Origin of the sequence: Arthrobacter sp. OV608, from assembly GCA_900110595.1 — a bacterium.
Classification (GTDB): domain Bacteria; phylum Actinomycetota; class Actinomycetes; order Actinomycetales; family Micrococcaceae; genus Arthrobacter.
In genome coordinates this window covers 1-19,999 of sequence record FOEZ01000001.1, presented here as the reverse complement: position 1 = coordinate 19,999, position 19,999 = coordinate 1, and the positions used below count along the sequence as shown (strand labels likewise).

Genomic DNA, 19,999 nt, shown 5'->3' with positions numbered 1-19,999 from the left:
AAAATGGGGACTCATAGGATGGACAGCATGACTGAGGCACAAACGGCGACAGACACCTCCCTGGGATTCGGTGTTGCAGAAATGGCTTATCTCGTACAACTGCAGGACACAGACGAATCCCGCGCCAGCGCCGCCTGGCTCCGGCTAACGGAGGAGTCAGAGAACAAGCAACTGGTCAGTGCGGGCCTCTCGTCGCTCATCGCTCGCCGCCTGGCGGCAGTCGATGGCACCAACGTCGAGTTTGATGCAAAGGTGGATGCAGTTGCTTACACCCTTTCCCATGCGGCGAAATGGACACAACTGGATCTGCTGATGGACGCGCAGCGCGCAGACTCGGTGCTGCATGCCGAGGCCGGAAGAATATCGCTGATCTTCCAGCCGAGAACCATGATGAGCTGGTTCGTCCTTCCCCAGGATGCTCACTTCTCCAAGGAAGCGGCAGAAGCCTTCATTGTTCGGGAGCACCTGCTCAAGTATCCGGAAGGTGGCGTGAAGATCAGATCTGGACGGGTCCCTTCCTCACAGCAGCTCCTTATCCGCAAAGACACCCGCGGCTGGGCCCACACCATTGCGCAGGGCGACGTTGTTGGACCTGAACAACTTGCGACGACCAGCGAGGACCTTACGGCGGTACTGAAGGCCTTCGATCATGAAGCCGGCGAAAACTGATGGAAATGGATCCCGCCGTACAAAAACTACTCGTCGAACGCCAGTACTTTTATGCGACGGGTATGGAACGCACCGTGCATGCCTACACGAAGGAAGAGTGGGGCATCGGCGGTGCCCAGCCAACCGGGAACTACTCCGTCCACACAACCACCGGGCTTTTCGTGGTAACAGCCCTCATGACCATCCCTGCGCTCGGAGCACCCCTTCTGCTGATCATCGCGCTTGCGAGCCTTAATCTGATTGTGGTTGTTTTTGGGTTACTTGGCACCGTCCTCTTTACCGGCGGCTGGCTACTGGGCATCATGAATCTTCGCCGCGAATTGCGGGCTTCCAGGCAGCGCAGGCTGAAAGGGCTGCCGAAGCCGCGTTTCGCCCTGACCGATGACCAGGCCCGGGCCTGGTTTGAATCCAATCCCTCGGGTATTGCCATCACCCGCGAAAACTTCCCAGACAGCACGCGCCCATTTCCTGGTGAGGCCTAGTACTGAAGCGGCATGGCTGAGATGTAAGTTCCGCTGCAAGAAAAACGCCTCGGATAGGAACGCTTATGGAAGCTGACCGCCCCGCATTCCGCTGGCCGGACGGAACTAAATATGGTCCGAGCCCCGTCAATGTGCTCCAGTACGAGAAAGAATACGGACCGGGGACCAGCGTGCAGAACGGCATTCCAGGCAACAACACGGGCAGTGGCCCGTACTCCGATGACCAAGTCCGCGCCTACCACGAACAGGCGCTGGCACGCGGTGACAAGAGAGTCCTGTTCCGTACGGTGGAAGGCAGGCTCCACAGCTACGCCAAGGACGAGCTGGGAGTGGTCACGGCCAGCTCCCACCCGCAGGTGAGGTCCGCCGGCGGCTTCCTGGCGATGGCTGTCTTCTTCGCTGCAGCGGCAGTCTTCTCTATCCTGCTGGTGGCCGGACCCACCGGCCAAGGCCAGGATCCGATGTGGGGCGGGCTGTTCTTGACGGCCGCCGGGCTGGGAGGCGCGGCGTATGCCATTCGGATGGCGAAGGTGGCCTCGACGGCCAAACGCCTGCGCGCCGAGCGTGGGATACCCGAACCCACCGCCCGCCAGTTCGACAACTAGGCTGTCCCACACGCGCCGGCGTGCCCGTTGAGCCGGAACCCGTGGGCGCGTGACGTAACTGACTGCGCCGTGCCGGTTCCGAAGTCTAAACTGTACGAATGACTACAGCAGCTACCCCTTCCGTCGGCCTGGTCGGATGGCGCGGCATGGTCGGTTCCGTCCTGATGCAGCGCATGCAGGACGAGGGCGACTTCGCCAACATCAACCCAGTGTTCTTCTCCACCTCCAACGCGGGAGGTGCCGCGCCTTCCTTCGCTGAAGGCACTGGCAAGCTCGAAAACGCGTTCGACGTCGACACGCTGGCCAAGCTGCCCATTATCGTCACCGCACAGGGCGGCGATTACACCAAGCAGGTCCACGGCGAGCTGCGCAGCCGCGGCTGGGACGGCCTCTGGATCGATGCCGCCTCCACCCTCCGCATGAACGACGACTCCATCATCGTCCTGGACCCCATCAACCGGGACGTCATCGACAAGGGTCTCGTCAACGGCACCAAGGACTTCATCGGCGGCAACTGCACCGTCTCCTGCATGCTCATGGGCCTCGGCGGCCTGTTCAAGAACAACCTGGTCGAATGGGGCACCTCCATGACCTACCAGGCTGCCTCCGGCGGCGGCGCGCGGCACATGCGCGAGCTGCTCAGCCAGTTCGGCACACTCAACGCCGAGGTGAGCACGGAACTGGACGACCCGGCGTCGGCCATCCTGGACATCGACCGCAAGGTCCTGGCCCACCAGCGCACCGACATCGACGCCACCCAGTTCGGCGTCCCCCTGGCCGGCTCCCTGATCCCCTGGATCGACGCCGACCTGGGCAACGGCCAGTCCAAGGAAGAGTGGAAGGCCGGGGTTGAGACCAACAAGATCCTGGGCACTTCGGACGAAAACCGGATCATCATGGACGGCCTCTGCGTCCGCATCGGCGCCATGCGCTCCCACTCCCAGGCACTGACCCTCAAGCTGCGCGAGGACCTGTCCGTCGCCGAGATCGAAAAGCTGCTGGACGAGGACAACCAGTGGGCCAAGGTGGTTCCGAACACCAAGGAAGCCTCCATGGCCGACCTGACCCCCGTCGCCGCCTCCGGCACCCTGGACATCCCTGTGGGCCGCATCCGCAAGATGGAAATGGGCCCGCAGTACATCAGCGCCTTCACCGTGGGCGACCAGCTCCTTTGGGGCGCCGCCGAGCCGCTGCGCCGCATGCTGAACATCGCCACCGGGAACCTGTAGGCCGGTTCCCCAGGAGCGGCCCTGGCCCGCTTAACCGTTGCTGCCCAGCACCGGTTAAGCGGGTCAGGGCCGCTCTTGTGTCAGGCGGACATCCGGCGGGAGCGCTCTGCCATAACCTGCAGGCGGAGCTTTAACTCTGCGGGCCGGTCAAGGTGCTGCCAGTTGAGCCGAAGTACCAACCACCCCTCTTCAATCAGCGCGTTCTCCCGCCGGCGTTCAGCGAGAAGAACTTGTTCCGTGGGCCGGTACTCCGTGTACTTCCCGGCGCCATCAAACTCGATGACGGTCCTCGCTTCCGGATCAGCGAAATCGGCCCGGAACAGGCCGGAAGCAGTTGGAATCTCAAATTGGGGTATGAAGCTGCGAATACCTAGGGCATGCAGCAGAAGCCTCGTCCGGGTCTCCCCCGCAGATTCGGACCGTCCGTCCAGCGCGTCCAGCAGGATACGGGCCTTCCGGCTCCCTTTCTTTTCCGGACCGATGCTGAGAAGCCGCTGGATATCGTCGCGCGAGGCTCCCTTGCGCAACGCGTGATCGCCAATTACGGCCGCCTGCTCGAGCGGCAGGATCCGCGCGCAGTCCAGAACAGTCCTCTCCGGGCTGGTTGCAAGGAAAACCTTACCGTCAGTGGTCACGAGCCGGGTGATGTCATCCTCCGTGACGGCAGCCCGATGCGTCCTGACATCCGTTCCTGCGCTTGCCCGGGAATTCGCATAGCCGGTTGTTACGTGGATCAGCGGTCCGGTATTCCACACCTGGCATTCGTGCAGCCGCGCTGCGCTCAGGTGGCTGTACAGGGCAGTCCCGCCAGTGGAGAGATGGTGTGCATCAACGAGCAGGCGGTCACGGGCCCATGGCTTTAGCCCGTTCCAATACAAGTTCTGTGCGTAGGCGCCGCGACGCACACGAACTACGGGTGCCGTACCGCACCGCCGACGTGAGGAGCCGGTCCCCTATGCCGGCTTCCTGAAGCTCCGTGGTCGATGCCAGGGGCGTTGACGGCCAGCGGTCCTCTATCAATTGCCGGGTTTTCTCGGGCTTCATGGACCAATACTTCGTCCGCCGACCGTGTGAAGGGAAGCCGCAGGCTGCCGGGTGTGGACAACTCTTGTACCCGTAAATGTGCAGCAGCGGCCGTGCCCCGCTCAACCGGTGGTGGCCAGCACCGGTTAAGCGGCCCAGGGCCGCGCGTACGGTTTTAGGCGCCGAGGAAGGCGAGGTAGCGTTGGGCGGCACGGTTGAAGGCAGCCTTCGCCGTAACACCGAGGGGACGGGCTTCATCAAAGAGTTCAGGCACGACGGCGGCACCCGCGCCCGTGCCGGAACGGGCCCACGTGCCTGTCACCTCTCCCCCGGCCACCAGCGTTTTCTTGAAGACACCGTTGCCGCCGGGGACGATCTTGTTGGCGTGCTCGGGAGCCAAGACAAGGCTGCGGTCCTGGTAACCCAGCAGAAACTCGTCGAAACCGGGAAGCAGGAGGACGGACCGCTGCCCGGGCACGCCGCCGTCGAGCAATGATGCCGTCTCCGTGGACAGCCAGTAACTGGTGTCCCCAAACTCCACATTGACCAGCTGGTCCTTGATGCCCTCAAAAGCCGCCCGGACCTCGGTCAGCGGAATCTGCGTCCACCAGGCGAAGTCCCGGATGGTGGCCGGCCCGTGGCTTCGGAAATAGCGCAGCGCGAACTCGGCGATGCCCTCCTGCCGTTCGAGCCGGCGCGAGTCCGGGATCCATTGATCGAAGACGGCAAACAACTGCTGGTTTCCCGCCAGCGGCCCGAGCACCAGCCAGCCGTGCCGGCACAGTGTCCCGAGGATGTGGATACCCCGCTGGCCCTGGGTAGACTGCCCGGCGGCGTCGAAAACCTCGAAAAGGGCAGCCCGGCCGGCAGGACCACCTGCAGCGATGTACTCCAGGGCCAGGTCACGGCACTTTTCGATGTCAGCCCAGGAAATACCCAATTCGCGGTGCCGGCCCGCAATGCCTTTGGTGAGACGCTCCGCAGTAAGGTCCAGCATCCAGTGCAGGTCCTCCGGCGCCACCAGGTGCAGCGTTCCGCGCATGGGCCACGAGCGCACCACAGCACCGGAATCAAGGGCGGAACGGACATCGGCCACCCCCGCGCCGGGAACCCTGGCGCCCACAGCCCAGAGTGCCGCCTGCAGGTCCTGGGCCTGCGTGGCTGTCATCCAGCGGACCATGGCAGCTATCGAATCAGAATGGCCCGGTTGCGGGGGAACAGACGGGAGCGGGAGCAGCCGTTGGGACACCAGCCGAAGCCTGCCCAGCGTTCGACGGTCAAGACGGATCCCCACCTTCGCAGCCATGGCCCCATCCTATGGCCAGGACCGTGCTACAGCTCCAGCCCGATCAGCAGCGGTTCCGGGTGGAGTTCAATGCCAAAACGACGTTCGACGCCGGCACGCACCTCGCGGGCCACCGCCACCACATCAGCTGCCTTGGCTGAGCCGCGGTTGGTGATGGCCAGGGTGTGCTTGGTGGACAGGGATGCACGGCCGCCGCTGACGCTGCCAGGCTCCAGCCCAAAGCCCTTGCCAAAGCCGGCCTGGTCTATCAGCCAGGCGGCAGAGAGCTTCACCAGTCCGTCCTGACCGGCAGGATAACGCGGCGCGCCCTCCGGCAGAGCCTCGGCCACCTCCGCCGGGACAATCGGGTTGGTGAAGAACGAACCGGTGGAAAAGGTGTCGCGGTCTGCCGGATCCAGCACCATACCCTTGGAAGCACGCAGCCGCAGCACTTCCCGGCGGACGTCGGTGGCGTAGGCACGCTTTCCCTGTTCCACCCCCAGCGACCGGGCGAGCTCCGCATACCGGATGGGAGCACTCATGCGCCCGATCGGCAGCTGGAACTCCACCGTCAGCACCACATAACGGGGCGAGCCGTTGATGGTGGTCTGCTTCAGGATGGAATCCCGGTAGCCGAACTTCAACTCGGAGTTGGTGAAGGTTTTGACGGCGTTCCGCTCGCGGTCCCAGGTCCGCACGGCGGCTATGGTCTGCGAAACGTCCGAACCATAGGCGCCCACGTTCTGCACGGGAGTTGCCCCGGTGGAGCCCGGGATGCCCGCCAGCGCCTCGATGCCGGACCAGGCGTGAAGGACAGCGTGCTCAACGAGCTTGTCCCAGTTGTGGCCCGCCTGCACCACCACGGCCACCCCGCCGCAGGAGTCTTCGGCGTTGACGGTGAATCCCTCCGAGGCGATCCTGACGACCGTGCCGGGGAACCCGTCGTCGGAAATCAGCAGGTTGGAGCCGCCGCTGATAATCAGCAGCGGCTCCCCCGCCGCGTCCGCTGTCCGGACGGCGTCGATGATGTCAGCCTCGGTCCGGGCCTCGATAAAGGTGCCGGCGGGGCCTCCGACGGCGGCCGTGGTGAACTGGGAAAGCAGGGTGGAAGTCACCAGACAACCCTATCGCCGAACATGAGCCCCGCTTTCCGGCTCAGCTGAGTTTGACGACGGCCTGGGCCTTCATCAGGACCTTCTGGCCGGCCGCAACAACGGTGAGGTCGATGCGCGCGGTGTTGGCCTCGGCGTCGAGTTTTCCGATCAGTCCGCTGACCTCGATCGTGGCGCCCGGCGCCTCCGTTCCCGTGGTGTCGGTGACCAGGACGGGCTTGGTGAAGCGGGTCTGGAAGTCCACGACGGCGGCCGGATCGCCTGCCCAGTCGGTGACCAGCTGCACGGCGGAGCCCATGGTGAACATGCCGTGGGCGATGACGCCGGGCAGTTCAACGCCGGTGGCGAAGGCTTCGTTCCAGTGGATGGGGTTGAAGTCACCGGAAGCGCCGGCGTACTTGACCAGGTCGGTGCGGGTGACCTCGATGGTTCGGCTGCCGATCTCCTGGCCGGGGCTGAGTTCGTGGATGCTGAGGCTCATGGTTACTGTCCCTCTCCGCGGACCAGGATGGATGACGTGGTGGTGGTGACCGGCTCACGGGATTCGTCCGCGCCCAGTGCGAAGACTTCAGAGCGGGTGGTGATCATCGCTCCCCCGCCCATGGCCCGGACGCCGTCCACGTGCAGCTCTGCCACCAGCCGGTCGCCGGCAAAGATGGGGCGGTGGTGCGTGAAGCGCTGGTCGGCGTGGACCACGCGGGAGAAGTCGATGCCGGCGTCCGGATCCTCGATGAGCTGGGCGTCGGCGCGTTGGGCGATGATGATGGCGAACGTCGGCGGGGCAACAAGGTCGGCGTGGCCCAGCGCCTTGGCGGCGTCCACGTCGAAGTGTGCAGGGTGGGTTGCTTTCACGGCGCGGGCGAACTCGCGGATCTTCTCGCGGCCGACCTCGTACACCTCTGCGGCAGGGTAGCTTCTGCCCTGCAGGTCCGGATTGATAGTCATGGGCTCAAGCCTATCGCTGCCTCATCTCCCGGGCGGTCTTGCAGGCAGTGGTATGATGGTTTCATCAATCCATCAATCGGCGGGGCTTGCTCCTGAGTCAGTCACCGCGCCCAGGAGCGCTGCCATGTTGTCCTCCGCCCAGGCTCCGCTGTACGAGATCAAAGCCAACCTCTTCAAGGCTTTGGCGCATCCGGCAAGGATCCGGATCCTTGAGCTGCTGGCAGCGGCGCCCAGGGAAACTGCGCCAGTGAGTTATCTGCTGGCAGAAACCGGGCTGGAAGCGTCCCACCTCTCCCAGCACTTGGCCACCCTGCGCAAGCACAAGGTGGTGACGTCGGTACGCACCGCCAATGCTGTGACCTATCAGTTGGCGCATCCCGGAGTTTCGCAGCTGCTTGCCATCGCGCGGACGTTCCTGCTGGACAGCCTCGCTGAATCGCACGAGCAACTCAGGCTGGCACAGCAGTTGCCGGCCGAGCACCTGTCACCCGGAGCAGCCTCGTGAGCACAGGCCAGCGCACCGCCACCGGCCCGGCGATCCGGAGGGCACGGCGGTTCCTGCCGTCCCGGAAGGACTACGCGGGGCTCGCGGCATCATGGCGTACCGATCTGCTGGCCGGCATCACCGTAGGCATCGTGGCGCTGCCGCTTGCCCTGGCATTCGGCGTGAGCTCCGGGGTGGGCGCTGAAACCGGACTTATAACAGCGATCGTGGCCGGGCTGGTGGCGGCTGTTATGGGCGGCTCCCCGGTGCAGGTGTCCGGGCCCACCGGCGCCATGGTTGTGGTGCTTGCTCCCGTGGTGGCGGTCCACGGCACCGGCAGTGTGGCTCTTTTGTCCCTGATGGCGGGCGTGCTGGTCTGTGTGCTGGGTTTCAGCGGCCTGGGTCGGGCTGTAGCCTTCATACCCTGGCCGGTGGTGGAGGGTTTTACCCTCGGCATCGCGGCCATCATCTTCCTTCAGCAGGTCCCGCTTGCCACCGGCACGTCCGGAACCCCGGGACACAACACACTCCTTGCGGCCATCGAGGCGGCATCGACGGCGGCCGCTCCAACCGTCCTGCTGACGCTCGCACTCGTGGCGCTGGTCGCCGTCGTTATGGTTCTGGCGCAAAAGCTGTCCCGGGCGCTTCCCGCGAGCCTGCTCGCGGTTTTCCTGGCCACGGCAGCTGCCGAGCTCCTGCAGCTGGACATTCCCCGGATCGGCCCTCTTCCGCATTCCCTGCCGGCGCCTGCCATCCCCGCTTTTGAGCTGGCATCCTTGGGCAGCCTGGCGATGCCCGCTGTGGCCATCGCCTGCCTGGCTGCCATTGAGTCCCTGCTCTCTGCGAGGGTGGCCGCCGGGATGAGCGGTCCGGACGGCAAGCCCACCGGACCCTACACTCCGGACCGGGAGCTGACGGGACAGGGCCTGGCGTCCATCGCGGCCGGCCTGTTTGGCGGCATGCCTGCCACCGGGGCCATCGCCCGGACCGCGGTCAATGTTCGCTCAGGAGCCAGGACGCGCCTTGCAGCAGCAATCCATGCGGTGGTGTTGCTGGGCATCACGTATTTTGCCTCGGGGATGGTCAGCCGCATTCCGCTGGCCGCGCTGGGCGGGATCCTGATGGTTACGGCAGTACGGATGGTTTCGCGGCGGACCGTCACCGCCATCCTGGGTTCCACCAGGCCGGACGCCGCCGTCTTTGTTCTCACGGCCATCATTACAGTCGCTTTCGACCTGATTGTTGCCATCCAGATCGGGCTTGCCGCGGCCGCGCTTTTCGCGCTGCGGAAATTCGCGTCACTGAGCAGTGTGCAACGTGAGGACATTCCCGGGGCGCCGTCCGAAGGAGATGAGCACATCGCCGTCCTCCGGCTGGACGGAGCCATGTTCTTTGGAGCCGCCGAACGGATCCTCCAGGAAATCAGCCAGGTCAAGGACGTCCAGGTGGCCATCATCAGGCTCTCCCAGGTGCGGATGCTCGACGCCACCGGCGCCCACTCCCTGGTCGAGGTCATCTCTGCCCTGGAACTGCGCGGAATCACGGTCCTGCTCAAGGGTGTCCGGCCGGATCACCTGGCGTTGGTTACCAACGTGGGAGTGATCCGTTCCCTGCGGCACCACAAGCACCTGTTTGAGCGTCTGCCCGACGCCGTGGAGCATGCCCGCAGCCACGTCCGCCGGAGTGCGGGCTACCGCTTGTAGCCCTTGCGGATGGCCTGGCCGCGGACCACGATGCCGGCGACGTGCAGGACAAGTCCCAGCCCGATCAGCGGGAGCGATGCCATGGCCAGCGCCTGGTTGCCGCTGGTGTTGCCAACGAGGTTCAAAATGATGCCGACGGCGATGAGCCCCATCGCGCTGAAAACCAGGACTTTGTAGCGGGTTGGCGCGGTGGCCCAGAATTCGTTCAGCACCTTGCCAGTCTACCGGGGCTTCAGAACAGCGCTTCCTGGACCGCCGGGACCTCGGAGGTGTGCTCACCCGGTTCGATGGTGCGGCCTTTCAGCCGGCCCAGGTCAAGCACGAACTCGAGGCCGCTGTCATCAAGGGCGGCCAGCACAAAACTGCCGCAGACGGACCGGACCGTGAAGCCATGCGTGCCTGCAGCCAGCCCATGAGGGTCCGTGTGGCGGGCGGATCCGGAACACAACCTTCCCGCCAGCTGCGGCCTGTTCCAGGTTTCCGTGACCACCTCAAAGCCGTCTTCCTCCGCCCGGGGCAGCAGCCGGCGGGCTTGGTCAGCCAATGCCGTGTTGTGGGCGGTGAGCTGTTCTGCGGGCGCCGGTGCTGCCAGGGCGGCAGCCTTGGCTGCGGAGCGCACCTGCTGCGGCAGGCCGCCGTCGCGCGTGACCAGGTCCTCCAGGATCCGCACCACCCGCCCGTCGGCAGCGCGGGCAATGTAACTGGCGGCCACGGCGCCCTGCTCGGCGAGCCGCTGCCACTTGCGCAGGTCTGACGCTGTCCCCACCTTGCTTGCCCCGTTCGCGAACGTGGCCACATACAGCCAATGTGGCTGCATAAGGTAGCTTCGCAGCCCGGGCGGAACGCCGCCGCCACGGTGGAAGTCGTGCATCAGCCGGAAGTCGTCCGCTACAAAGCACCGCTCGCACTGGTGCCCTCGGACAGACGGCGACTGGTTCCTGCACAGCACGTGGTCCCGATGGCCGGGCCCGTGCACGCGGTGGTGCCCCAGGCAGGACTTCCCCTCCGCGGCGAGCCGGAAGCCCAGCCGGGACCCGTCGTCGAGCGCTGTTTCACGGAAGGCGCCGTCCGGGGCCTGCAGCCGCAGGACAGGAGGCGCGCCGTTGGCGGAATCTTCCGCCGCAGGCCAAAACACCCCGTGGACCAGATAGGGCGTATCGGTCACGGGGTCTCCTGAAAACAATTTCTGCGGGCCTAGAGCGCCGGCTGCACCCCAAAGGCTACCGCGAGCTTCATGATCTTCTCGGCGCGGCCCAGGCGGGGCAGGTCGGAGCCGTCACGGATGACCCGGCCGTTGGCTTCAAAGTCGGCCATGAAGTCGGTGGCCCAGGCGACGTCGGACGGCGTGGGGCTGATGACCTCGTTGATCACGGGGGTCTGGTCGATGGCCAGGCAGAGCTTTCCGGTCATACCCATCATCACGGTGATGCCGGTCTGCTCGCGCAGGATGGGGTGGTTCGTGCCGACGGTGGGGCCGTCGATGGGACCCGGGAGGTTACCCACCCGGCTGGCGACGACGAGCTTGGCGCGGGGGTAGGCCATGGCCTCGGCGGTGGCGGCCATGCCCGTGTCGCGGCGGAAGTCGCCGGAGCCGAAGGCGAGGCGGAAAGCACCCTGGGCCTTGGCGATGTTGTTGGCTTCCTCAATGCCGACGGCGGACTCCACCAGCGGGATGACGGGGGTTTTGCCGTCCATGCGGTGGTAGGACTCGGTGACCTGGTCCGCGGATTCGGTCTTGGCGAGCATCACACCGAGCAGGCCCGGGGTGCCGCGGAGGCCCGCGAGGTCGTCGGCCCAGAAGGGGCTGGTGGCGTCATTGATGCGGACCCAGGCTTTGCCTCCGGAGGTCAGCCAGTCGATGACGTTGTTGCGGGCGTGGTCCTTCTGCGAGGGGTCCACGGCATCTTCAATATCCAGGATGATCGAATCAGCGCGGGAAACGGCCGACTGGTCAAACAGCTCGGTCTTCATGGCATTCACGAGGAGCCAGGAGCGGGCGATCTCTGCTGGGATATTGCGTTCCGGCCTTACGGTCTCGGTGGCGATGGTAGACGTCATGTATCTACCGTATCCGCCCCGCAACCCCAATGCCTCCGAAAACGGTCAGCTCGGGAGGATCAATACGAACTAAACGGGATATGACAGGAGCCTCTGCAAATGGACGTGACAGCAGGTGCCGCAATGGGAGTCCCATACGGCACCTGCTGCTGCTCCATGGGGGTGGTCAGGGGATGTTGCTGCCCCGCGCAGTGACCCAAAGTTTGTACCAGTCCGCCCGGCTCATGGCCTGGGCCACGCGGGCAGCATCGGCACAGGCCCGGATGCGTCCAGGGTTGACCGTTCCGATCACCGGCGCAATGCCGGCAGGATGCTTCATCAGCCACCCCAGCAGCACCGACTCCCCGGAGCTGCCATACTCCCCCGCCAGTTCCGCCACCAGCCCGGCGGTGGCCGCCTCGGCCGACGTTTGGCTGTCAGGTTCCGCACCCGTGTAGAGGCCCCTGGCCAGGGAGCCGTAGGCCTGCAACGTGATGGAGTTCCGGACGCAGTACTCCAGGGTGCCGTGCGGGAAGCTGTAGTCCAGATGCTCGGCGTGATTCACCAGGACCTGGCTTTCGAGCCATGCGCGCCTAAGCAGGCTCATTTCCAGCTGGTTGGCCACCACCGGCGTTTCCAGCCGGTCCTGGAGCGCCTCGATCTGGGCCCCGGACATGTTGGATACGCCCAGCTGCCGGACCTTGCCTTCCGCCATCAACTGTCCGACGGCGGCAGCCACCTCCGCCGGGTCGGCCAGGGGGTCCGGGCGGTGCAGCAGGAGGATGTCCACGTAGTCCGTCCGCAGCCGCTTCAGGCTTTCATTGACCCGTTCCAGGATGGATTCACGGCTGAGGTCGTAGTGGGTTTGCAGGCCGCGTTCATTGAGCCTGATCCCGCACTTGGTCTGCAGCCGGATCCGCTCCCGGAGCCCGGGAGTTGCGGCCAGCACCTCGCCGAAGACCGCCTCGGACTTGCCGCTGCGGTAGATGTCAGCGTGGTCGAACAGCGTGATCCCGGCATCCAGGGCGGCCTCGACGGCGGCAGCGGCCTCGTCCACATGCTCAACGGCATGCGGCTCGTTGGACCAGCCGCCGCCCAGGCCCATGCAGCCATAGATGAGTTCCTGCATCAGGCAGACAGCCCCTTGCGCCTGACGGACATCAGCGCAGCCATGCAGTGGTGTTGGCGGGCAGCTTGCCGTCTTCAAGCGGGGCGCTGCTGACCAGGACCTCGCCGGCAGGCAGGCCGACGGCGGTGTTCCCGAAGTTGGTGACGGACTGCCAGCCATTGGGGCGGCGGAAGTGCAGGACGTCCGGGCTGCCGGTCTCCACCCATGCCAGCTCCTCGCCGGTCAGCAGTTCGCGCCGGAGTTTCAGGGCCTTGCGGTAGAGCTCCAGCGTGGAGCCTTGCGTTCCGTCCTGCGCTTCCACGGCGTATTTGCTGAACCAGTCGGGCTGGGGCAGGTGGGCACCGCCGTCGCCAAAGCCGAAGGAGGTTCCCTCAACGTTCCAGGGCAGCGGGACGCGGCAGCCGTCGCGGCCGATCTCCACGCCCTTGTTGCGGAAGAAGGAGGGGTCCTGGCGCTCGGACTCAGGGATCTCGGCGACTTCCTGCAGGCCCAGTTCCTCGCCCTGGTACAGGTAGGCCGAGCCCGGCACGGCGAGCATCAGCAGGGTGGCGGCGCGGGCACGGCGTTCACCGAGCTCCACGTCCAGCTCCTCCTTGGGTCCGCCGGCGAGCAGCCAGTCCTTGCCGTCCTGGCCCTTGGTGCCGGCCTTGCCTTTGGATACCTGGGGCAGGCCGTAGCGGGTGGCGTGGCGGACCACGTCGTGGTTGGAGAACACCCAGGTGGAGGAGGCTCCGGTGGCAGCAGCCTCGGCCAGGTTGCGGGTGATGATTTCCTTGTACTCGGCGGCGTCGAAGTCGGCCTGCAGGAGGTCGAAATTGAAGGCCTGGCCGAGCCCCTGCGGGCTGGCGTAGCGGGCCCGGCGGGTGGCATGGACCCATGCTTCAGCGACGGCGGTGCGCGGCGGGTTGTACTCGTTGAACACCTCCCGCCACTCGGCGTAAATCTCGTGGACTTCGTCCCGGTCCCAGAAGGGGTGCGTGCCGTCGTCGAACCCGTCCACACCGGTGTTGGCCGCGCTCAGTTCCAGCTTGGAGAGCAGCGGTTCGGTCAGGTCCTTGGTGAGCGCGTGCGCCACATCCACGCGGAAGCCGTCCACGCCGCGGTCTGACCAGAAGCGCAGGGTCTTGAGGAAGTCCTCACGGATTTCCCGATTGGACCAGTTCAGGTCCGGCTGCTCCTTGGCGAAGATGTGCATGTACCACTGGCCCGGGGTGCCGTCGGGTTCGGTGATCCGTTCCCAGGCCGGTCCGCCGAACACTGAGTCCCAGTCCGACGGCGGGAACTCGCCGTTGGGGCCCTTCCCGTCGCGGAAGATATAGCGGTCGCGGGCGGGCGAGCCCTTGGGCGAGGCGAGGGCCTCCTGGAACCACTGGTGCCTGTTCGAGGAGTGGTTGGGCACGATGTCGGCGATCAGCTTGATGCCGGCGTCGTGCAGCGCCTTGGCCATCTCGTCAAAGTCCGCCAGGGTTCCCAGCTTGGGGTCCACATCGCGGTAGTCGTCCACGTCGTAGCCGCCGTCAGCCAATGCCGAGGGGTAGAACGGGCTCAGCCAGACGGCGTCGATCCCGAGCGATTTCAGGTAGGGAACCTTGGAGGTGATGCCCCTGAGGTCGCCGATGCCGTCACCGTTCGAGTCGGCGAAGCTGCGCGGATAGATCTGGTAGACGGAGGCCTGGCGCCACCAGTTCGGATCGGCCAGGCGGTCGGAATCGGACAGGGTTGCCAGGGTGGCGGTGGTGGACAAGGGGGTGATCCTTTGCTTCTTGTCGACTATATTTATTTTGAATCTAAATTTAGTTGCCCAAGTATTATCTGGTGCAATCCGCAGAAAGGTCAACAGCATGGCTGAAACCACCGCTGCCACGCCGCAGTTGTTGCGCCGGGTGAGCGCCGGAGCAGTCCTGGAATTCATGCGCTCCGCCACCGTGGTCAGGGTCACCGAGGTCATGGAGGCAACCGGGCTGACGCGAGCTACCGCCATCGCCGTCTGCGAAGACCTTAAGGATCGGGGCTGGATCCGGGAACTGGAGAACCAGCGCGCCTTCGGCGAATACCAGAAGGGGCGCCCGGCCAGGCGGTTCGAGCTCAACGAGCGCGCCGGCTACGTCCTCGGGATGGACGTGGGCGTTTCCAAGGCAACAGTGGTGGTATCCGACCTTCGGGGGAAAACGCTCGGCCGGTCAAGCCAGCCGTTTGCGGAAGCGGAAATCTCCGCCGAGGAGCGCATCTCGGTCATCGACCGCGCCGCCCTTGCGGCCTTGGACCAGGTGGGCGCCTCCCCGGAAGCCGTGCTCGCCGCCTGCGCCGGCATCGCCGCGCCGGTGGACCGCAACGGGGACGTGCTGGCCGCCCAGCACTTCTGGGGATTGTTCGACGTCGGGCTGAAGTCGGCGCTGCGGGACCGCCACGGCTGGACGGTGCTGCTGGAAAACGATGCCAACCTTGCCGCTCTGGGCGAGCGGTGGCAGGGCGCGGCCGCGGGAATCGACGACGTCGTAGTAATCCTTGCCAGCGAACGATTCGGTGCGGGAGTGGTGGACGGCGGGCGGCTGCTGCATGGCAGCCGCGGCGGCGCCGGCGAACTCGCGTTCCTCGAGCATGTCCAGGGCGTGGGCGACACGTTCGGGATCGCGAGCCTTGCCAGGACCTGGGCCGCCGAGGCGATGGCCGGCAACGCCAGGACATCCCTCCGAGCCCCTGCCTCCGGCGGGGTCGAGGCAGAGCAGGTGTTCGCCGCCGCCGCTGGCGGGGATGAAGTGGCACTGGACATCCTGGACCGCCTGGCGGACAGGTTGGCCCGCATCATTGGTGCGGTATCCACGATGCTGAACCCGGAGCTGGTGGTGATCGGCGGCGCAGTGGCCAACTCCGCCGGCGTGCTGCTGGAACCGATCGGCCGGCGGCTGACTGAGCTCACAGCCACACCCCCGAGGGTAGCGGTCTCACCGCTGGGCGACTCGATTGTCACCGTGGGTGCTGTCCGCGCCGCCCTTGACTACGTGGAGAAGCACTCCCTGGATCTGGCACTGGCGGCACCGCTCAGCTAAGCGACTCCAGCGCCGCGGCGACAGGCAGCGAACCGTCGCAGAACTCAATGGTCTTGCCTGCCGTCTGCGGCAGGTCCAGCACCGCTGCCGCCACGATGGCAGTGTTGCTGCGCGATGTTGCCCGCTCCCCCGCAGGATCAGGGTCCACAGTGATCATGCCGGTGCCCGGCTTGTCCGTGAGTGCCCCCGGACCCAATATGGTCCAGGCAAGGCCGGTGCCGCGGAGGTATTCGTCCGCCGCTGCCTTGGCCTCGGCGTAGGCGAAAAAGCCATGGTCCGACGGCACGCCGTGGTCCTTGCGGGCGCCCAGGTAGGACACCATCACGTAGCGGTCGACGCCGGCCTGCCCTGCCGCGTCCATGGAGCGGATGGCGGCATCCCGGTCCACGGCGTACGTCCGGTCCGGGTTCCCGCCGCCAGCACCGGCGGACCAGACCACGGCGTCGTGGCCCTGCAGCGCGTCGGCGAGGGCCGCCGTCGTCGAATTCTCCACGTCAAGGACCGACGGCGTGGCGCCCGTTTCCGTAACGTCGGCGGCATGGTCCGGGTTGCGGATGAACGAGGTGACGGCGTGGCCTTCTTCCGCCAGCAGGGTGGACAGACGGAGGGCCACTTTGCCGTGGCCGCCGATAATTGCGATGCGTGTCATGTCCCCCATTCTGCCCTTTAGCCCAGGCAACGGTAGCGGAGGTACACCACGCCGTTGCCGAACCGGTGCTCGTCGAGGAGGTCGAGCCGCAGGTTAAGTCCGTCAGGCAGGTACCGCAAACCGCCTCCCACCGCCACCGGGTTGACGAAGATCTGGCATTCGTCCACCAGCCCGGCACGGAGCGCGGCGGCGGCGAGGGTGGCACCGCCAATGCCGATATTCCGGTCCGTGCCCGCCTTCAGCTCCCGCACGGCATCGGGGTTGAAGCTGCGCTCCACCCGGGTGCGGGCAGTGGTGGCATGGGCGAGCGAAGAGGAGTAGACAACCTTGTCTGCCCCGCGCCAGATCCGGGCAAAATCCTGGATGACCGGCGGATCCTCGGGCCCGCCCATCGTGTCCCATACGGACATGACCTCGTACATGCGCCGGCCGAACAGGTACGTGCCGGCGTCGCGCTCCAGGTCGTTCACGAAGGCGTGGACTTCCTCGTCCGGCGCGCTCCAGTCAAAGTTGCCCTTGCTGTCCGCGAGGTAGCCGTCCAAAGAGGTGATGCCCGAGTAGATGAGCTGGCCCATCCGCCCATTCTGCCGGTGCGGGTGGCTTTGCGTAAGGGCAGGGGCCCCTACGACGCGTCCGGCCGGCCGTCACCGCCGGCGGACTGCCGGTCCCGGACGAAGAACTGCTGGGCCAGGGTCCAGATATTTGTCACGGTCCAGTAGATCAGCACGCCGATGGGGAAGAGGATGCCGCCCAGGCCGAACACCAGCGGCAGGCTGTAGAGCAGGATCTTCTGCTGCCGCATAAAAGGCGGTTCCGGCGTCCCTGTGGATGCATTCCGCGCGAGGATCAGCCTTTGGGTGAGGAACTGCGCCGCGGTCATGGCGAGGATCATCAGGACGGTCAGGATCACGACGGCGGCCTGGTCCCCGCCGCCGTGCAAAACCGATGCGGTGAGCGGGGCGCCGAGGATGCCGGACTGGTCGAACTGCACCACCAGGTCGCGGCTCATGGCACCAATCCCCTGGCCCTGGCGGGCAAGTGTGCTGATGCCGGACAGGACCTGGAACAGCGCGAGGAAGAAGGGCAGCTGGATCAGCAGGGGCAGGCATGCCGAGAAGGGGTTGGTCCCGTGCTTCTTGTACAGTGCCATCTGTTCCTGGGCCATTGCCTGGCGGGAAACTGCGTCTGTTTTGCCCTGGTATTTTTCCTGCAGCTTCATCAGGTCCGGCTGCAGCAGCCGCATCCGGCGCTGGGCTTTCACCTGCTGCAGGAAAATCGGAATCAGGGCGGCCCGGATCACCAGTACCAGCCCGATGATGGACAGGGTCCACGTCCAGCCGCTGGCTGCCGGCATCCCGAAGGCGCCCAGCCCGTCATGGAACCCAACCATGATGGCGGACACCAGCCACCGGAACGGAACCATGATTTCGTCAAGAAAGCCCATACGTTTCCCCATCCCTCAGATGCCGCAAAGCTACGGCGAAACGGGGAGCTTGTCACGCAGGGGGCCTGCCGGGTTATAGGACAAAACGTGTGTATGGGAGGGGCTTGCTTCCCAGTAAGCGCGCGGGAAATCCGGGATAGCTAAGCTTTTGAAGCTTAGGGTGGCTGGGGTGCTTGCATATCTCTGGAATGTTTGATTTGTGGCCGCGGGCTGGTTCGGAACGGGAGAACAGCCGCCGGCAAACAGCGGTACCGGTGTCTGGAGTGCGGAGCAAGCCGCTCGAGTGAGCGTCCTGATGTGAGCCGCCGGGCTGAATTGGACGCATTTCTGGGCTGGCTGCTAGGCACGGCGAATCAGTCCGCGGCAACCTCATTCGGCACGGCCCGTTCTTTCCGCCGCCGCACCGGATGGTGCTGGAACATCGCCCCCGAGATTCCGGTCACGGGCGAGGTCCATGACCAGATTCAGGTCGACGGGATCTATGTCGGCTCGTGGTGCTGCCTGATCGCTGTGGCCGGGGATCACGTGCTGGGTTGGCAGTGGTGCGATACCGAGAAGAAGGCCGCGTGGGCTGCCCTGCTCGCCCGGTTCCCCGCCCCCACCGTCGTGGTCACCGATGGCGGCTCAGGGATCGCAGCGGCCCTGTCCGAGTGCTGGAGTGAGACCGCGGTTCAACGGTGTCTGGTCCACGTCCAACGGAACGTCCGGACCTACCTGACAGGCCGTCCCAGGACTGAAGCGGGCAAGGCGCTACTGCGGCTAGCAAGGGCCCTGACGAGGATCACGACCGCGGACGAGGCCGCCGCGTGGCTGGGCGGGTTGAACGACTGGCATCAGAGTTACGGACACCTGGTCAAAGCCCGCACCTACCGGAGCGGCAGTGCCATTGTGCCGGGCTGGGTCAGGGCGAATCAGGCCTGGTGGTACACCCACGACAGGCTCCGTAAGGCCTACCGGCTGCTGGAACGACTCAGCCAAGCCGGCACACTTTTCACCTACCTGCGCGCTGAGTTCGCCGGGCTGCAGATCGCCTCAACGACCAACCGCATCGAAGGCGGCACCAACGCCCAACTCCGGTTGCTGCTCCGGGCCCACCGCGGCATGAGCGAAGAGCACCGCAAACGCGCGATCGAGTGGTACCTCTACCTCCACAGCGAACAACCCCTGCCACCGGCCAAACTCATCAAAACCGAGCATTACCGTCCAACCAAGACCGAAGCCGGGACCATGATCGAGCAGAAACTCGGACCCGAGCTCTACAGCACCGGACTCAGCGCAGACGAAGGCCTCTGGCACCGCAAAGGATGGGCAGGCCGCACATGACACACCCGCGAATTACACACGTTTTGTGGGTTAGCGGCCAAAATGTGTGTACGCGATGGCCTTGGTTGTCAGTGTTCACAGGGGTTGTAGGGGTTTGCACATGCTTTGAAAGCATGTGGAGTGACGGTTCCATCGAATCAACCCAGGTGTGGTGTATGTGCTCGGAAGCTTGTGAAGAACGGGACCACCAGTTCGGGCCGGACGAGGTGGCGGTGTAAATCGTGTGGTGCTTCGAGCACTCAGGCCCGGGTTGATGTCACGAGGAAGGCTGAGTTCACGGCGTTCCTGTCCTGGCTCATTGGAAAGCAGCGCCAGGGCGGGTATGCGGGCTCCGAACGGACTTTCCGGCGCCGCAGTGCCTGGTGCTGGAATGTGGTCCCGCAGGCGCCGGTGACCGGGGAGATTCATCCGGTGCTCATGCTCGACGGCACGTACTTCAACGGCTGGTGCGTGCTGGTGGCTTACAGCGGTTCCCACGTCATCGCGTGGCAGTGGTGCGACCGGGAAAAGCACGCCTCCTGGTCAGCGCTCCTGCAGCAGATCCCGGCACCGGGCGTGGCCATCGTGGACGGGCACAAAGGCCTCGAGAGCGCCCTGCGGGAACACTGGCCCGAAACGAAGGTCCAGCGGTGCCTGTTTCATATCCGCCAGAACATCCGCACGCATCTGACGCTGCGCCCGAAACTGGAAGCGGGCAAGGAACTGCTGGCCCTGGCCAAGGCCCTGACGCACGTGACAGACCTTGATGAGGCAGCATCGTGGATGGGCGAGTTCGCGTCCTGGGAAGCCCGCTGGGAGTCATTTCTCAAGCACCGCACCTACGCAAAGAAGAA

At 65.4% G+C, this 19,999-nt stretch carries 22 protein-coding genes; 9 read left to right on the top strand and 13 right to left on the bottom strand.

Going from position 1 to position 19,999, the window contains the following annotated elements; all coding sequences use genetic code 11:
* Positions 1-27: 27 nt before the first annotated feature.
* The 4 genes from BMX78_RS00110 (at position 28) to asd (ending at position 2,985) form a co-directional block, all read left to right on the top strand.
* A complete protein-coding gene (locus BMX78_RS00110) occupies positions 28-669 on the top strand; it encodes a hypothetical protein (protein WP_091414985.1) in 642 nt (213 codons plus the stop codon).
* A gap of 5 nt (positions 670-674) precedes the next feature.
* Positions 675-1,151, top strand: a complete 477-nt coding sequence (locus tag BMX78_RS00105; protein ID WP_139204854.1) for a hypothetical protein — start codon at positions 675-677, stop codon at positions 1,149-1,151.
* Between the two features lie 65 nt (positions 1,152-1,216).
* Entirely contained in the window at positions 1,217-1,756 is a 540-nt protein-coding gene (locus BMX78_RS00100) for a hypothetical protein (protein ID WP_286138729.1), read from the top strand.
* A gap of 98 nt (positions 1,757-1,854) precedes the next feature.
* Positions 1,855-2,985, top strand: coding sequence for an aspartate-semialdehyde dehydrogenase (gene asd, locus BMX78_RS00095; protein WP_091414980.1), 1,131 nt, complete (start codon positions 1,855-1,857; stop codon positions 2,983-2,985).
* 80 nt (positions 2,986-3,065) lie between these two features.
* On the opposite strand, the gene BMX78_RS00090 is transcribed toward asd, so the two are convergent.
* The 5 genes from BMX78_RS00090 to BMX78_RS00070 form a co-directional block, all read right to left on the bottom strand.
* A complete protein-coding gene (locus tag BMX78_RS00090; protein ID WP_139204853.1) occupies positions 3,066-3,863 on the bottom strand; it encodes a PDDEXK family nuclease in 798 nt (265 codons plus the stop codon).
* A 320-nt stretch (positions 3,864-4,183) separates the two neighbouring features.
* Positions 4,184-5,314, bottom strand: a complete 1,131-nt coding sequence (locus BMX78_RS00085) for a winged helix DNA-binding domain-containing protein (RefSeq protein ID WP_091414975.1) — start codon at positions 5,312-5,314, stop codon at positions 4,184-4,186.
* 26 nt (positions 5,315-5,340) lie between these two features.
* The gene (locus tag BMX78_RS00080) at positions 5,341-6,408 is read right to left on the bottom strand and encodes a UDP-N-acetylmuramate dehydrogenase (RefSeq protein WP_091414973.1); all 1,068 of its coding nucleotides are present in this window, start codon (positions 6,406-6,408) and stop codon (positions 5,341-5,343) included.
* 40 nt (positions 6,409-6,448) lie between these two features.
* The gene (locus BMX78_RS00075; RefSeq protein ID WP_091414971.1) at positions 6,449-6,886 is read right to left on the bottom strand and encodes a MaoC family dehydratase; all 438 of its coding nucleotides are present in this window, start codon (positions 6,884-6,886) and stop codon (positions 6,449-6,451) included.
* Positions 6,887-6,888: 2 nt separating this feature from the next.
* The gene (locus BMX78_RS00070; RefSeq protein WP_091414968.1) at positions 6,889-7,350 is read right to left on the bottom strand and encodes an FAS1-like dehydratase domain-containing protein; all 462 of its coding nucleotides are present in this window, start codon (positions 7,348-7,350) and stop codon (positions 6,889-6,891) included.
* A 124-nt stretch (positions 7,351-7,474) separates the two neighbouring features.
* Here BMX78_RS00070 and BMX78_RS00065 point away from each other — a divergent pair, with 124 nt between their 5' ends.
* A complete protein-coding gene (locus BMX78_RS00065) occupies positions 7,475-7,855 on the top strand; it encodes an ArsR/SmtB family transcription factor (RefSeq protein WP_091414967.1) in 381 nt (126 codons plus the stop codon).
* Positions 7,852-9,537 (top strand): SulP family inorganic anion transporter, encoded by a 1,686-nt coding sequence (locus BMX78_RS00060; RefSeq protein WP_286138728.1) that lies wholly within the window; start codon positions 7,852-7,854, stop codon positions 9,535-9,537. Before BMX78_RS00065 ends, BMX78_RS00060 begins: the two co-directional genes overlap by 4 nt.
* Here BMX78_RS00060 and BMX78_RS00055 read toward each other — a convergent pair.
* The 5 genes from BMX78_RS00055 to BMX78_RS00035 form a co-directional block, all read right to left on the bottom strand.
* On the bottom strand, positions 9,525-9,749 hold the full coding sequence (locus BMX78_RS00055; RefSeq protein WP_091414964.1) for a DUF3188 domain-containing protein: 225 nt from the start codon (positions 9,747-9,749) through the stop codon (positions 9,525-9,527). The genes BMX78_RS00060 and BMX78_RS00055 overlap by 13 nt on opposite strands.
* Positions 9,750-9,769: 20 nt before the next feature.
* Positions 9,770-10,702, bottom strand: a complete 933-nt coding sequence (locus tag BMX78_RS00050) for a DUF2797 domain-containing protein (protein ID WP_091414962.1) — start codon at positions 10,700-10,702, stop codon at positions 9,770-9,772.
* A 29-nt stretch (positions 10,703-10,731) separates the two neighbouring features.
* Positions 10,732-11,595: an HpcH/HpaI aldolase/citrate lyase family protein gene (locus BMX78_RS00045; protein WP_091414960.1), complete on the bottom strand. Its 864-nt coding sequence runs from the start codon at positions 11,593-11,595 to the stop codon at positions 10,732-10,734.
* Positions 11,596-11,761: 166 nt separating this feature from the next.
* The gene (locus BMX78_RS00040) at positions 11,762-12,703 is read right to left on the bottom strand and encodes an aldo/keto reductase (protein ID WP_091414958.1); all 942 of its coding nucleotides are present in this window, start codon (positions 12,701-12,703) and stop codon (positions 11,762-11,764) included.
* A 31-nt stretch (positions 12,704-12,734) separates the two neighbouring features.
* The gene (locus BMX78_RS00035) at positions 12,735-14,447 is read right to left on the bottom strand and encodes a glycoside hydrolase family 13 protein (protein ID WP_091414955.1); all 1,713 of its coding nucleotides are present in this window, start codon (positions 14,445-14,447) and stop codon (positions 12,735-12,737) included.
* A 97-nt stretch (positions 14,448-14,544) separates the two neighbouring features.
* Here BMX78_RS00035 and BMX78_RS00030 point away from each other — a divergent pair, with 97 nt between their 5' ends.
* The gene (locus BMX78_RS00030) at positions 14,545-15,750 is read left to right on the top strand and encodes an ROK family protein (protein WP_091414954.1); all 1,206 of its coding nucleotides are present in this window, start codon (positions 14,545-14,547) and stop codon (positions 15,748-15,750) included.
* On the opposite strand, the gene BMX78_RS00025 is transcribed toward BMX78_RS00030, so the two are convergent.
* The 3 genes from BMX78_RS00025 to yidC are packed head-to-tail and all read right to left on the bottom strand — an operon-like array spanning position 15,743 to position 17,843.
* Positions 15,743-16,399, bottom strand: a complete 657-nt coding sequence (locus BMX78_RS00025; protein ID WP_091414952.1) for an SDR family oxidoreductase — start codon at positions 16,397-16,399, stop codon at positions 15,743-15,745. The two genes, BMX78_RS00030 and BMX78_RS00025, sit on opposite strands and share 8 nt — an antisense overlap.
* A gap of 17 nt (positions 16,400-16,416) precedes the next feature.
* Positions 16,417-16,974, bottom strand: a complete 558-nt coding sequence (locus tag BMX78_RS00020) for a dihydrofolate reductase family protein (RefSeq protein ID WP_091414949.1) — start codon at positions 16,972-16,974, stop codon at positions 16,417-16,419.
* A 47-nt stretch (positions 16,975-17,021) separates the two neighbouring features.
* Positions 17,022-17,843, bottom strand: a complete 822-nt coding sequence (gene yidC / locus BMX78_RS00015; protein ID WP_091414946.1) for a membrane protein insertase YidC — start codon at positions 17,841-17,843, stop codon at positions 17,022-17,024.
* Positions 17,844-18,035: 192 nt separating this feature from the next.
* On the opposite strand from yidC, the gene BMX78_RS00010 reads away from it, so the two are divergent.
* Together BMX78_RS00010 and BMX78_RS22665 are read left to right on the top strand one after the other, a co-directional pair.
* Positions 18,036-19,166, top strand: coding sequence for an IS1249 family transposase (locus BMX78_RS00010; protein WP_170850641.1), 1,131 nt, complete (start codon positions 18,036-18,038; stop codon positions 19,164-19,166).
* A 120-nt stretch (positions 19,167-19,286) separates the two neighbouring features.
* Positions 19,287-19,999 (top strand): IS1249 family transposase (locus BMX78_RS22665; RefSeq protein ID WP_353615414.1); only part of this gene is annotated, 713 nt, incomplete at its 3' end.